Genomic DNA, 15,151 nt, shown 5'->3' with positions numbered 1-15,151 from the left:
ATTTAAACAAAACAAAAAGCTCAAACCTCTTTATATAGGTAAAAGCTTTTTTGTAACGGCATATTATATTTATTTTTATTTAGATTCACTAAGGTTAGATAATATTTGCTTTAATTTATTTATCTCGTCTATTAAATCTGAAATTTCTTTCTTTTTCTTGGCAAGTTCTTTATTTGTAGTGCTTAGAGTTTGGCCTACATTTTCTTTATTTTTCAACTCTTTTTGAATGATATTATTGATATTACTAATTTCCTCACTAATATCATTAGCTTGGCTTATTATTTCTTGAAGTTGATGCTTATTCTTCTTTAATTCTTCATTTTTATTTGAAAGACTTTGTTTATTAGATTCGAGATTTTTCTCAGATTTATTAAGTTGCTTTTCGAGACCTAATTTAGCAAATTCTGAAGCATGCTTTTGTTGTAGGACTAGATTTTTTTCATTTTCAATAGAACTAAATAATTTTGTTTTTTCAACTACATTCTTATTTGCTAATTCAAGTCTTTGTAATACTTGTTTCTTATTTGCTTCTAATTCATTTAGTAATTTTTCAACTTCTTCAATTTCAACAATCTTAGTGTTTAAATTATTACCATCCTCTGCAACCTTTTGCTTTGCGTTTTTTAAGCTTTTGCTAGCATTATTTTTCTTTTCTTTAGCATCAATAAATAGTTTTTCTTGATTATTATAAGCTTCTTGTTTTCATTGTACTTCTTTATTTTTATTATTTAATTCTATCTTAGCATATTCAAACAATTCATAAGCCTTATCTTGCTTTTCTAATGAAACATCTAAATCCTGTTGTGCCCTTGCTTCTGCTTGTTGCACGCTTTTTTCTATTTTTTTAGACTCTTCTAAATCTTTTGTTTTTTGATCCTTAATTTCTTGTTTTGATATAAATTCCTTGTTAGCGCCTTCTAATATTTTTTGAGTTTCTTCTTTATTTCTGAGATCATTTTGATTTTGATTTTCAACTTCTTGTTTTAGCTTTTTCTTTTGGTCTAATTCTTTTATTTTTAATGATTCATTTGCAAGTTTTTCTTCATATTCAGCCATTGCTTGATCATTGCTATTTTTTGCTTCATTTAGTTCTTGTTTGACTTTTTCTACTTCATTTGTTAAGCGATTTAGATCACTAGTTAACTCATTTATTTTTTGTGTTTGGGCTTCAAGCTTGCTATTATTTATTTCTTTTTGTTTTTGTAATTGGCTAAGATTAGATTCAGCATTTTTAATTTCTTCTTCTTTATTAGTTTTTTCTTTTAATTTACTTTGTGTTTGCGATTGCAATTCATTTTCTTCGGCAAGTTTATTGTTCTTTTTTTCATTAGCATTATCTAAGGATTTTTGCGCTTCTTGCTCTGCAAGTTTTGCTGCTTCGAATTCTTGTTGCGCTTTTTTTAGCTGTTCTTGCTTCGTTTGCAATTCAGTATTCTTGGTTTGAACATCTTTTCGAGCTTGTTCTAATTTTTGATCAGCTTTATTTTTTTCTTGTTGCAATCTAGTTTCATTTTGCGTGGCAGTTTCTACTTCGCTAACCTTGGTTTCTAAGAGTTTTTGTTTTTTTAACAAATCAGATTGTGCTTGATTATACTTCATTTCAGCGCTATTTTTTACTTCTTCAGTATGTGAAAAATCTTGATTTGCTTTTTGCAATAATTTATCTTTATTTGCAACTTCTTGCTTGGCAGTTTCTAATTGCTTTTTAGCTTCCGCAAGTTTTTGCTCAGCCATTGCTTTTTCGGAGATAGCTTGTTCTTTTTGCGACATTAAATTATTCTTAAATTCTTCCTTAGTCTTTAAGCTTTTCTTAGCTGCATCGATTGTTTTAAATGTTGCCACATATTGTTTATTAAGTTCATCATATTTTTTATTTGCATCATCAAATTCTCTTTGTTTGGCAATTATTTTTTCGTCAAATTTAGAGTTGGCAAGCCTTTGATTTAATTGTTTATTTTCATCATTTATTCTATCAATGTCTTGTTGATTTTGCGCAAGTTCTTGTTTAGTTGTTTCAATTTCTTTTTGTTTTTTAGCCACCTCATCTTGCTTTTTATGAATTTCAACAAACAATTTTGAAACTCCTTTATATATTTCTACCCAATCTTCTGCGGTTACTTCAACCGTGGATTGACCAAGATTTCTTCATTCATCTAAATAAGGTTGGGCAAACTCAAAAATATCTGGATATTTTCCTTTTATATCATCATATTCTCTTCTAGCAAGATCATACAGTCAGATAAAATCACTATCGTCAAAGTTATAAATTTGAAAGAGTTTTACGATTTTTTCTAGCTCTTCATAACTATAATAATCACCGATGAGAGGGCTATAGTAGTTTTTGCTTTCTTCAACAATTTCTTCTTTTTTTTCGTCTATTACTTGCTTAATTAATGAAACTTCACCTTCTAAATTAGACAATTTATCCCTTTTTTCGTTTAATTTCTGGTTTTGTCTTTCTAAGTCTTCTTGATTTTTTTTAAGTTGCTGATCTATTTTCTCTTTTTCACTTCTTAATTGTCTTAATTCAGTATTATTTTTATCTTTTTCTTCTGTTGCTTTTTCTGTTTTTTCTCTAAGTTCATCACTTTTTCTTTGTTCCTCTAATAATGTTTGTTGCGCTTGTTGAAATGCTTCCTCGGCTTGCTGATAATCTCTTGCAGCATTTTGTTCCTTCTCGCTCTTTTTGGCAAAATCTTCTTCAAGACTTGAGATTTTCTGTTCAATTTGAGATTGTTTTCCTTCTGCTTCTTGCTTTTCAACATTTGCCTTATTTTTAATTTCTTGTTTCGAAGCTAACTCGCTATTCTTATTATCTAATTCAGTTTTTAATTCTTTTTCTTTATCTTTAGCCTTTTGTAATTCAGATTCAGCAACCGCTTTTTCGCTATTCTTTGTTTGCAAATCATTTTGCGCATTTTGCAATTTTTGATCAGCTTCTTTTTGGTTTTTTATTACTTCTGTTTCTTTATTTCTAGCTTGTCCTAATTCCCTATTCGCATTGGGCAAAGCATTTTCTAATTCTTTTAGTTTTTGTTGCTTTGTTTCTAAAACTTTTTTTGCATCTTTAAGCTTTTGTGTTAATGAGGTTATTTCATTTGATATATTTTGAATTTCTTGTTCAACTTCTTTAGTTTTGTTACTTAATTCAGTATGTTGTTCTGATAATAATTTCAATTCATCTTTTTTTGATTCTAGTTCTCTTTGCAATTCGGCTTCTTTTAAAACAGAATCATCATAAGCATCAGATAATTTTTTCTTTTGTAATTCAGCATCTTGTTTTTCTTCAAGTTTTTGTTGCTTAGCTTCATTTTTAGCTTTTAAATCATTTTCTTTTTCTTCTAGTGTTTCTTTGGTTTTATTTAGTTTAGTTTGAGCATTATTTTTTTCTTTTTTGGCTTCTTCAACAGCTCTTAATGCTAGATCTACCTCGCGAGATTTTTGTACTAAATTATCACTACTTTGTTGTAATGCTTGTTGTACCTTTTTTAATTTATTTGAAGCCTCTTCTTTTATGGCGCTTGCCTCATTTAATTCTCTGGTTGCAATATCAAGAGCTTGTTGTTTTAAATTAACATCTTCACTTTTTAATTGTAATTGTTCTTTAGCTTGATCTAAGAGTTTTTCTTTTTCTATAACTTCGGCATTTAAAAAATCCATTTTTTTCTTAGCTTGGCTATAGCTAGCTTCTGCTGAATTTTGTTGTTTTTTTAAACCTTCTAACTCGTTCTTTAATGTTTGCAAGGCATTATTTTTTAGATCAAAATCTTGTTCTGCTTGTTTAAGTAATTCTGATGCCTGTTTTTCTTTTTGTTTAGCTACTTCAAGATCATGCGATATTTTATCTTTAGCTTGTTGCTTGTTGCTCAATTCCATACTTTTTTTATTAATATCACTTTCGATATTTGAAATTGATTTTTTGGCATATTCATTATCTGTTTTAGCATCAGCCAATATTTTTTTAGCTTTTTCTAATTCGCTATTTTTTGATAACAATTTTTCTGATTTTTCAATAAAAATCTTATTTGCAAAATCAAAATTTGATTGAATTTTTTTATGTTCTTGTTTTGCTTTTTCTAATTCCTTTTTAGCTTCATCATATGCTTTTATTAAACTCGCAAATTCCGCTTCTAGCTTTATTTGTTCATTTTTGATTTCTTCTAACTTAATCCTAGACTCACTATTTTTTGCTTCAAGATTCTCGATATTTTTCATTATTTCTGCAAACTTATTTTTAGAATTTTTTTGTTCTTTTTTGATATATAGCAATGCTTTTTTAGCTTCTTTTAACTGCTTTTGTTTTTGCGAAATAATTATGTTATATTTAGATATATCTTCTGTTTTTTGTGCAATTGATTTATTCTTGTTATAACGTGCATAGATAAATGCTGAAATACCTGCGACCACCAGCCCTGTTGACAATCCTAAACACAATGCTAATGCACCCTTACTTCTTCTCATTATTAAATACCGCCCTAAACATTTTTATTAATTGATTCTATTTATTAGTTTTTAGCATACTAATAATCTCAAATTATATATATATATATATATATATGAACGAATATCGTCTAAAACAGGGCGCTTTTTAGCTTTTTCTAGTGATTTTACTATCAAGAAGGCAGTTGTTTATTGAAAGTATTCTATTAATTTATTTCCTATGTTTATCATAAAATTTTTATGTTTTAGAAAACAAAAAAACATCTTGAAATATAACAAGATATTTTTTGTTAAAACATTTTTTGTTTTCATATTGATAAACTTCATTAATTATTATAGATTTTTAAATAACTGATAGCTTATTTTTTATTTGTTCTAATTCCTTAATTTTGTGCTCTAATATTTTTGCTTTTGATAATACATCCATCGCCAAAAATGAAATTGCCTTATCCGTATTTTCAACACTTGCTTGAATATCTATAATTTGCTGTTTAAACGACTCTTTTTGCTTAAACAACGAAGCTAATTCATTTTTAGCATTTTGATATTTTTGTATTAACATTTCTTTTTGTTTATTTAAATCTTTATATTCACTGTCAATCTTATTAAGATTTTTTGAGTTCATAATTTGTTCTTTTTTATTTGCAATTTCTAGAACTTCTTCAAGTTTCGCTTTGTTAGATTCTAATGTTTCTTTTTCTTTAAATAAATCTATATATTCTTGTTTTACTTGATTAAATTTTTGGGTTCTGCGCTCTACTAAAATGTTTGCGGCTTGAAAGTTATTTAAGGCATAATTGTAATTTTCTCTAGCCTTTGTTAGCTCTTTATAAGTTTCAGCAACCTTTTTTTGATTATTTATGTTTTTAGTACCAATCTTATTATTATATTCATCAAACGAAGCTCGAAAGGCTTCATAAGCAATACGAACTTGCTTTTCAGTGTCTTCTAATTTTTTAGCTACAGAAGAAATTTTTTCATTTAAATCACTAATTTGTTCAGGAATTTGATTCGATAATTGGTGTTCAACATTATCCTTATTTTCCTTTTCACTCATAAAATAATGGTAATAATCTTGTGCCTCAGAAACTAACTCCTTTATTTCATCAACATCTTTATTTTTATCTTTTAGCGCTTCGTTTAATTGATTATTAATTTTATCATACTCAGATTTTCGTTTGTTAGTATCCTCTATATATCAAGTTAATCGTTCCTCTAATTCGGATTTCCTTTCATTTATATGATCTAAATCTTGCTTTAATGATTCATATTCTTTTTGAACTTTTTCCAATTCCTTTTCTTTTTCAGCAAATTGCTCGTGTACTTTTTCATGTTTAGGTCTGAGAACAAATTTTATATAACGACTAAACTCTGCTGCCGTTTCCCTAGCAGCAATGTGCTCATTAACTGCCTTTATAAGTTGTTCATTCATGTTTTTTAATTTTTCGCTAGCTATAACTAATTGTTTATCAGATTCTTGCTTTGCTAGTTCATTTTTTGTTATGGCTTCCTGTTTTAAGAATATATCGTTTTCTTTTTGCTTAATTCTTTTCTTTATTTGTTCTAATTCAGATGCTACATTTAATCTATTTTGAGTAGTTTGATCTAATAACTTCTTAGATTTTTCAAGTTGTAGTGAGGTATTTGCAAGTTTTATATCTAAATTACTAATTTCATTCTTAAATTGTTTTATAGTTTGATTAAGACTAAAATCTTTGCTAGATAATTCACCCATTTCTTGATTAGTTAAATCAAGATTTTTAATTAAATCTTTTTGTTTAATTTTAGTGTTATTTAATGTGTGCTGTGCTTTTATTAGTATTTTCTTTGTAACTTCAATCTCTTGTTCCTTCTGTTTAATGATCGAAATCCTATTATTTAATAAATTTTGATTTTTATTAACTAGTGAAACATAAGTTAATGTTGCTCCAGCAGTAACTACCAGCCCTGATGCAATCGCAAGGTATATTCCTAATTTATTTTTTTTAGTTCTTCTCATAAAAATAACTCTTCAATGAATAAAAAATGGATTATATTTCACCACATATTAAATTAAACTAGATAAATTTTAGTCAAGATTTTAAACCATAAGTTTATTTACGGGTGGATCTTATATGATAATTATATATATATATATATATATATATTGATAAAAAGGTTAAAAATTCTTTAATAACCATTGAATATATGAAATATTTTAACTAATAAATTAACAATTATGTCTATAAATTCATACATATATTTATTTTTAGCAAATAAATAACCTTCATTAAAAAGGTTTATAGTCGCGATTTTAAAAAAATAAAAAAGGTGAATTTAACACCTTTATTAAATTTTTTTATTTTAAATATTTATTTTTTTAGGATGGGATCTAAGCTGAAATCAATAGTTTTTGAATCTTCTTTTAGCTTTTTTAGCCTTTTTTGCTGTTCATCAATTATCTTATTGATAAAATTGTGCATTTTTTCAACGGTATCATATGGTCTAGTATAAAACGATTCATATGGATTTAATATATATACCTTAAATTGAATTTTTTCTCGCAATTCTCTAAAGGATTGTTCACGATATTTAATAAGTTCTTCCTTAGGATAAGTAATACCAATATTAGATAAATCAGATTCCTTTATTACTTTTCCATCAGAGGTAATAAATGTATTTCCAAAATCTTTATATTGTGAATATGTTTTTTCTAAAGTTTGAACTTGTTTGATATACTCTTTAACTAAATTAGCTCGTTGCTCAACATCTCAAAGAGTTGTTGTGTCGTCAATTGGACGATTTATCATATTGAAATAATCATAAATTTGATCTTCAATTTCTTCTATTTGAATTTCCAAAACATCTTCAAAAAAATTTTTAACCTTCTTAATTTCAGATTCAACAAAACCACTAAATTTAGCACTTATTTCATCTTCTAATTCTTTATGATTTTTTGTATCCTTCTTTAAATCTCTTAATAAAGTATCTTTTTTTTCCTGAGTAAATGGCAATTTTTTACCACTAAAAACTTCGAATAATGCATTTATTTTTTGATCACTTGTTATTATAAAAGGTTCATCATCTTCATCTCAAGGAACATTGTGTTCTGGTTCATTTGGAAACAAAACTATTCCTTTATCATTGTTTAATAAAAAATCAAAACCTTGCTTGCCTTCTTTTGATCTATCATAATGTTTATATAAATTCTTGTAATAAAAATTATCAATTACATTCTTAATTTCTTCATTAGTTGGGTCACTAAAATCAATTTCAATTTTTGGTGCTTCATTTTTTATATTATTTATAAGATTATTGTTAGTATTGATTGAATCAACTGAGTCTAGTTTAATTGCATTTTTAATTAATAGATCCTTAATTGGTTTATTTTGTTTTATTAAGTCTGTAAGAACTTCTTTTGAATGATGTTTCTTTAAATCTTCATAAACAATTTTGGTATTATTGCCAAACTCTTGATTTTTATCTTCATTTGGAGTTTCTGGTTTCTTTGGTTCAGCTGGTTTTTCTGGCTTGCTTGGTTCAATTGGTTTTTTTGGTTCTTCTGGTTTAGCGGGATTTGCACATGATAGAGCAATAATTGGTGTTGCCAAAACAGGCAAAAATCCTAAAAAAAGTAATTTGCTTTTTTTCATTTTTTTTCCTTTCAATTTAGTATTTTTTATAATTATATGACCAACCAAAAAAAAAAAAAAAAATAGCGCTTTTTTTAAAGAAAATCATATTTTAAATTAAAAATTTATGGCTAATTTAACTTACTATACATTTTTTTCCATCACTTAATTTTTGTACAATATTTCTAATTTTAGGCTTAAAAAAACTAAAGTTTTATACTGTCGTAAACCAATGCAAATAAAAACATAAATAATTCATTAATACATATTAATAAAAAAACGAAAGTCACAAATTAAGCTTAAATTAAACATAAAATAAATAGTTTATATATTAATATTTAAGAATTTTTTAACCGATATTTCATTTTTAAAAAATATATACTTTAATAATATATGTTATCGCCTTGATTATACTTATTTTTTGTTTCACTAGAGGCATTTATAATAATTGATACACGAAATAAAATAATAAAAAACTCAAATCATTATTTGTGACTTGAGTCTAATTATTTTATTTTGCCTAATGTATTCTTATTTTTGGTTATTATCTAAATTTCTTTATTTAATTAGAATGTTCAATATTTTATTTTCAATATAAATAACTTTAATCACTTGCTTGTCTTTTAATCATTTCTTAATTGAATCAAGCTGCATTGCCTGCGTAACAATTTCATCATTATTCCAAATTGGTCGAATTTCTAACTGACCACGCAACTTTCCGTTAATTTGTACACCAATTTGCGGATTTTTTTCAATAATTAAATTAGTTTTGGCAATTGGCCATTTTTGGTAAAATATCGATTTTTCACCAATCATTTCCAAAAATTCTTCTGCTATATGAGGAGCGAAAGGTGAAAATAAAATAGCAAAGTTTTTCATAATTTCTAATGAATTAATTTTTTCAATATTCGCAAGAAAATTAATAAAGACCATAAACTTGCTTATTGCTATATTAAACTTATATTTTTCAATATTTTCACTAATATCCAAAATAAGTTGATTAATATTGCTATCAAGTTCCTGATTTTCATCAGTTGTATCAATGTTTTTTCTTAATTTATCAACAATAAGATAAATTCTATCGAGTCATTTTCTAATTCCGTTGAGAGAATCTGTATTTCATGACTTTGACTCAGTTAAGGGGCCCATAAACATCTCATATAACCTTAGGGCATCAGCACCATGTGATTCAACTAGACCATCAGGATTGATGACATTGCCAAGAGATTTTGACATTTTTTGTCCATCTGGTCCTAAAATTAAACCTTGGTTTATTAACTTTTGAAATGGTTCCTTGGTATTGACAATGCCTAAATCATATAAAAATCTATGTCAAAATCTAGCATATAATAAGTGTAATACGGCATGCTCTTGGCCGCCAATGTATAAATCCACTGGCAACCATTGATTAAATCTCTCCTTTGCTTCTTGACTATCAAGCGGTAAATATGTTCCGTCATCATTTTTTAAAATATAGGCCAGGAAATATCAACTAGACCCCGCTCATTGGGGCATTACATTAGTATCATGTCGATATATCTTATTATCAACTTCAACATATAATCAATCCTTAATGTTGGAAAGCGGTCCTTCTGTTGAGCCTGATGCTTTAATATTATTAACCTCAGGAAGTTTTACTAAATTATCAACTAAATAAATTTTATTATTTTCATCAAATAAAACCGGAAACGGTTCGCCCCAATATCGTTGACGTGAAAATACTCAATCTCTCAATTTAAAATTAGTTTTATTATCAACGACGCCCATCGCATTTAATTTATGATAAATAACTTCTGTTGCTTGTGCTTTTTTAAGGCCGTTTGCGATATCAGAATTAATATGTTTAGAATCATCAACAAACGGTAACTTCTCCGCTTCTAATACTTGTTTAATAGTTAGATTATATTTTCTTGCAAACTCATAATCCCTGGCATCATGAGCAGGAACAGACATTATTGCTCCTTCGCCATAACTCATTAAAACATAATCAGAAACTCAAACCGGAATATTTTCATTTGTTAGGGGATGACTAACATATGCACCGGTGAACAAGCCTGTCTTGTCTTTATTAAGTTGCGTTCTTTCAAGGTCGTTTTTTGTTTTTGTTATATTTATATAATCGATAATTAATTTCTTATATTCATCTGTACAAATTTCTAAAAGCAATGGATGCTCAGGACTAATAATAATCGATGAAACACCATAGATAGTATCTAATCTGGTTGTGAAAGTTGCAATATTTTTCTTTGAATTTTTAAGATTTCATCTAACAATATGACCTTGTGATTTTCCGATTCAATTTTTTTGTAATAATTTTAAACTTTCGGGTCAATCAAGGCTATCCAATCCCTCTAGGAGTTTATCAGCATATTTAGTGATCTTTAGGACTCATTGCTTCATCGGCTTCTTGACGACAGGAAAATTACCGCGCTCCGAAACTTTTTGCCCGTTAATTTCAATAATTTCTTCGTTGGCCAATACTGTGCCCAATCCTTCGCATCAATTAACGTCAATTTCCTCAATTGAAGCAAGTCCATGCTTATATAATTCCTTAAAAATTCATTGAGTTCAAATATAAAACTTGGGATCAGTAGTATTAATTTCTTTATCATAATCATATGAAAATCCCATTAGTTTTAATTGTCTACGAAAGTTATTAATATTTTTTATTGTGAAGGGGGCTGGGTGGTTTCCGGTCTTAATTGCATATTGCTCAGCAGGTAACCCAAAAGCATCTCAGCCAATTGGATGCAATACATCAAATCCGTTTAATCTTTTGTAACGTGAAATTATATCTGTTGCAGTATAGCCTTCAAGATGTCCAACATGTAAACCAGACCCCGAAGGATATGGGAACATATCAAGAATATAGGCCTTTTTATTGCTTTTTTTTGTTGTCTTAAATGATCTATTTTGTTCTCAAAAATCTTGTCATTTTTTTTCTATTAGTTTATGGTTATACATGTTATTAATTTTACATTAATATCTTTTTTTATAAATATAATGTTGTTTAATTTCTTGCAAAAAACATTAGCACTGTTTTTATATAAATTATTGTAAAATTTAATATATTATTTTTAACTGTAATACAACAAAACAATAAAGGAAAAAATATGGCTGAAGAAAGTAAAGATTATAAAGACACATTATTAATGCCTCAAACAGAATTCTCAATGAAAGCAAATCTTGCTGATAAGGAAATTATCTTCCAAAAAAAATGAGAAGATGAACAACTATATCAAAAAATTTTAGCTTCCAACAAAGGGAATAAAACATTTGTTTTGCATGATGGACCTCCATATGGGAATGGGAATATTCATGTTGGTCATGCGTTAAATAAAATCCTTAAGGACATAATTGTACGATTCAAAAATATGCAAGGCTTTTATGCTCCATTTACACCCGGTTGAGATACTCACGGGCTTCCTATTGAACACAAAATGTTAGTAGAGCGAAAAATGACTGCAAAAGATTTTTCAGTTGTGGAACTAAGAAGAGCATGTGAAGAATATGCCCTAAGTCAGGTTGCAAAACAAATGGAACAATTTAAAAAGCTTTCATTGCTAACTGATTTTAAAGAAATTTATGTTACTTTAGATAAAAGATTTGAAGCACAACAATTAAGACTTTTTAAAAAAATGCTATTTGATGGTTTGATATACAAGGACCTAAAACCAATATATTGATCGCCTTCTTCACAATCTGCCCTAGCAGAGGCTGAAGTTGAATACGCAGACCATATTTCACCATCAATATTTGTTGCCTTTAAGATTACAAAAGGCAATAATATTGTTTGTAAGGATGAAAAACTAATTATATGAACAACTACTCCGTGAACATTAATTGCAAATTCAGGTGTAGCTATCAATTCAGAATTTGAATACATCAAAATAAAAGTTAATAATACTACTTACATTTTAGCCGAAGGCCTAGTTGAATCAGTTGCTCAACAATGTAAATGAGAAAAATATGAAATTATTGGAAGCAGTTTCAAAGGTAAAGACTTATTAGAAATAAAATACGAAAGTCCAATTAATAAACTAATTTGTCCAGTCGTTGAGGGACACCATGTTACACTTGAAAATGGGTCAGGATTAGTCCATATGGCGCCTTTATTTGGCGAAGATGATTTTATTATTGGAAATAAAAACAACCTTGAAAAAATTATGCACGTCAATGATGATGGGACATTAAATGAAAAAGCACTTCAATTTAAGAACATTTTCTATGATGATGCTAATCCATTAATTGGTAATTTCTTAGAGGAAAATAATTTATTGCTTGGATTCAAAAAGATAAAACACTCATATCCTCATGATTGAAGAACCCATCTTCCAATTATGTATCGCGCCACTCCTCAGTGATTTGTATCCGTTAAAAAGATTAAAGATAAAATTCTAAATGAAATAAATAATGTTAAAACATATAACGAGTGATCAAAAAACCGTCTTGAATTAATGCTTGAAAATCGCGATACTTGATGTATTTCAAGACAACGAAGTTGAGGTGTTCCTATTATTGTTTTTTATGACAAAAACAAAAATCCAATATTGGAAGAAGAAATATTTGACTATGTCATAAATCTTATAGAAAAACATGGCTCAAACATATGATATGAAAAAACAGCGGACGAATTATTACCTGAAAAATATCAAAAACTTGGATACACTAAGGAAAATGATATTATGGATGTTTGATTTGATTCAGGATCAACTTCACTAGGCGTTAAACCAGCTGCTATTGAGGCACCATTTGACTTATATCTTGAAGGTTCAGACCAATATCGCGGTTGATTTAATAGCTCAATGATAAATTCGGTTGCTTGAAGAAATAAAAGTCCCTTTAAGTCATTTCTATCGCATGGTTTTACCCTCGATGGCAAGGGGCGCAAGATGTCTAAATCATTAGGAAATACAGTTGACCCGCTAGAAATAGTAAAAAAATATGGTTCAGATATTTTAAGATTATGAGCTGCAAACTCTGAATACACGGCCGATATTACAATTGATAATAAGATTTTGGAACAAAATGTCGAAATTTATCGTAAATTAAGAAATACAATCAAATTTATGCTAGGAGCACTATTTGACTTTGATTTTAATTATGTTAGTCTTGAATCTATTCATGCATTAATGTTTGAAAAAATAAATAACTTGGAAGCAAAAATTCTATCTTTTTATGAAAATTATAAATTTGTAAATGTTATTAAAGAAGTAAATAATTTTATCATTGATTTAAGTTCTTACTACATCACAATTACAAAAGATATTTTATATCTAAATAAACAAGATAACTATGAAAGAAGACAAGTTCAAACCGTTTTTGCCAAAACCATTAAAACTTTATTGCAAATACTTGCTCCTATACTTCCAACAACTATGGAGGAAGTTTATCAATATTATAACGAACCTAATAAGCAAGAATCTGTACACTTATTAAAATGAAATCTAAATAAAACTTTTTCAACAAAGCTAAGCGATAAATGACAAGAATTTTTTGATCTAAAGGACGAGGTTTATAGATTAATTGAAGAAAAGATTAAATTGCAAGAAATTAAGAGACAAAACGAGGCATTTGTAACTATTACAACTAAATCAGAATTCATAAAATCATTACCACTAGCTAAATTACTAATGATTGCTAAATTAACCATCGGAAACGAAATGAAGGTTGAAAAACGCGAATCATATAAATGTCTAAGATGTTGAAATCACTTTGAAAAAGATCAATTTAGTTTTAAAAATGAAATTTGCTTTAGATGCGAGGAGGTTATTGATGCAAGAAAATAAAAAGGAAAAATACTTTTCAAAAGAATATTGAAAAACAAATTGAAAATTCATTCTTGTTAACATAGCAATTTTTTTGGGAGCATTATTTATTTTCTTATTAATAGACCAACTTACAAAGGAATATATTTTTAGATGAAAAGATAAAAGCATTTTATCTCCAGATCTAGACTATGAAATCGGCAACAAATTTATAATCTTTAAATCAGTTTTTCACGCTGGCACTACGTTAGGTTTTTTTGAAAGCAATTTGCCAGTCTTGCACACATTTAGTTTTGCCATTATTTTAGGTTCACTATGAGGCGTAACTTTTGTTAGAGAAAAACATTCAATATGCATAACTATTTTTCTTGGCTTAGTAAGTGCTGGATCTATGGGTAATATGATTGATAGATTTATATTCGGTGGCGTAAGAGATATTATGAATTTTCCGTGAGCAAACCAAGGAGTTTTAAATTTTGCTGATATTTGATTAGTCTTAGGAGCAATAAGTGTGGTTTTATCAATTGTAACCATAAATTGAATAAAACATTATAAAAAGAACAAACTAACAAAAGACGAAAATAAGGTTTAACTAAACCTTATTTTTTTCGCTCTTTTTTCATATATTTGTTATATTTCCAGGTTTATAAATTAAAAATTTATAGGGAGGAAAAATGAAAAAATTAAGTGAAAAAGAATGTGATGAAATTGCTGGCGGATTTGCTATATCAGCCTTAATTACTTCTATATTAGGAGCAATTCCAATAATCACCTCAGCAATAAGCTCCACCGTAGGTCTAATAAGATCAGTAAATTCTTCAAAGGGCGAAATTAAAACCAAAGATTTCAATGCAAAATGGGAAGACACTGATAATAACATTGGCTTCAATGTTGGCTTTCATTACTGCTTGTAAATAAAAAACTAGGAAACTTTCCTAGTTTTTTATTATTAATCTTCTTTTTTGAAATAAGTACTTATTTTTTTGATTTTTCTAATATCTTGTTAAATCTTTCTACACGACCACGTGCCTTAACGTCTGTACGATTTCCGGTGTAGAATGCATGACAATTAGAGCAAACATCTAAAGATACTTTTTCAGCGGTTGAACCAAAAATAAAATCTGTGCTACACGATGAACATGTTGCATGAATTTCAGAATATTTTGGATGAATTTCCTTTTTCATAGAATATGCTCCTTATATATTATTTATTGAAGTTAATTAACTAGCAAAAATTATAACATAAAAGCGTTATTTTTACTCATTAATATTTTTTCATTTCATTAATTAGCGTGAAAAATGAGCCACCGATATTTTGAATTTGTTTAATTA

Annotated in this window: 8 protein-coding genes; 3 read left to right on the top strand and 5 right to left on the bottom strand. The window is 27.7% G+C overall.

Translation table 4 applies throughout. The features are described from left to right. Positions 1 to 75: 75 nt before the first annotated feature. From ACWXVO_RS02600 to leuS, 4 genes are all read right to left on the bottom strand, one after another. Complete coding sequence (locus tag ACWXVO_RS02600; protein ID WP_456002444.1) at positions 76 to 4,461, bottom strand: hypothetical protein; 4,386 nt, start codon at positions 4,459 to 4,461, stop codon at positions 76 to 78. A gap of 322 nt (positions 4,462 to 4,783) precedes the next feature. Next, positions 4,784 to 6,439, bottom strand: coding sequence for a hypothetical protein (locus tag ACWXVO_RS02595; protein WP_456002441.1), 1,656 nt, complete (start codon positions 6,437 to 6,439; stop codon positions 4,784 to 4,786). Between the two features lie 352 nt (positions 6,440 to 6,791). Further along, the gene (locus ACWXVO_RS02590) at positions 6,792 to 8,072 is read right to left on the bottom strand and encodes a hypothetical protein (RefSeq protein WP_456002438.1); all 1,281 of its coding nucleotides are present in this window, start codon (positions 8,070 to 8,072) and stop codon (positions 6,792 to 6,794) included. A gap of 537 nt (positions 8,073 to 8,609) precedes the next feature. Continuing rightward, positions 8,610 to 11,015, bottom strand: coding sequence for a leucine--tRNA ligase (leuS, locus tag ACWXVO_RS02585; RefSeq protein WP_456002435.1), 2,406 nt, complete (start codon positions 11,013 to 11,015; stop codon positions 8,610 to 8,612). 149 nt (positions 11,016 to 11,164) lie between these two features. On the opposite strand from leuS, the gene ileS reads away from it, so the two are divergent. The 3 genes from ileS (at position 11,165) to ACWXVO_RS02570 (ending at position 14,733) form a co-directional block, all read left to right on the top strand. Continuing rightward, positions 11,165 to 13,840, top strand: a complete 2,676-nt coding sequence (ileS, locus tag ACWXVO_RS02580) for an isoleucine--tRNA ligase (protein WP_456002432.1) — start codon at positions 11,165 to 11,167, stop codon at positions 13,838 to 13,840. Next, entirely contained in the window at positions 13,827 to 14,411 is a 585-nt protein-coding gene (locus tag ACWXVO_RS02575; protein ID WP_456002429.1) for a signal peptidase II, read from the top strand. The genes ileS and ACWXVO_RS02575 overlap by 14 nt, the downstream gene beginning before the upstream one ends. 82 nt (positions 14,412 to 14,493) lie before the next feature. After that, the gene (locus ACWXVO_RS02570) at positions 14,494 to 14,733 is read left to right on the top strand and encodes a hypothetical protein (protein ID WP_444704768.1); all 240 of its coding nucleotides are present in this window, start codon (positions 14,494 to 14,496) and stop codon (positions 14,731 to 14,733) included. Between the two features lie 61 nt (positions 14,734 to 14,794). On the opposite strand, the gene rpmE is transcribed toward ACWXVO_RS02570, so the two are convergent. After that, the gene (rpmE, locus tag ACWXVO_RS02565) at positions 14,795 to 15,004 is read right to left on the bottom strand and encodes a 50S ribosomal protein L31 (RefSeq protein WP_438340297.1); all 210 of its coding nucleotides are present in this window, start codon (positions 15,002 to 15,004) and stop codon (positions 14,795 to 14,797) included. Positions 15,005 to 15,151 lie beyond the last annotated feature (147 nt).

Source organism: Mycoplasma sp. 1890 (assembly GCF_053851615.1).
The sequence above is the reverse complement of the archived record's forward strand: the minus strand, read 5'-3'. Positions and strand labels throughout refer to the sequence as shown.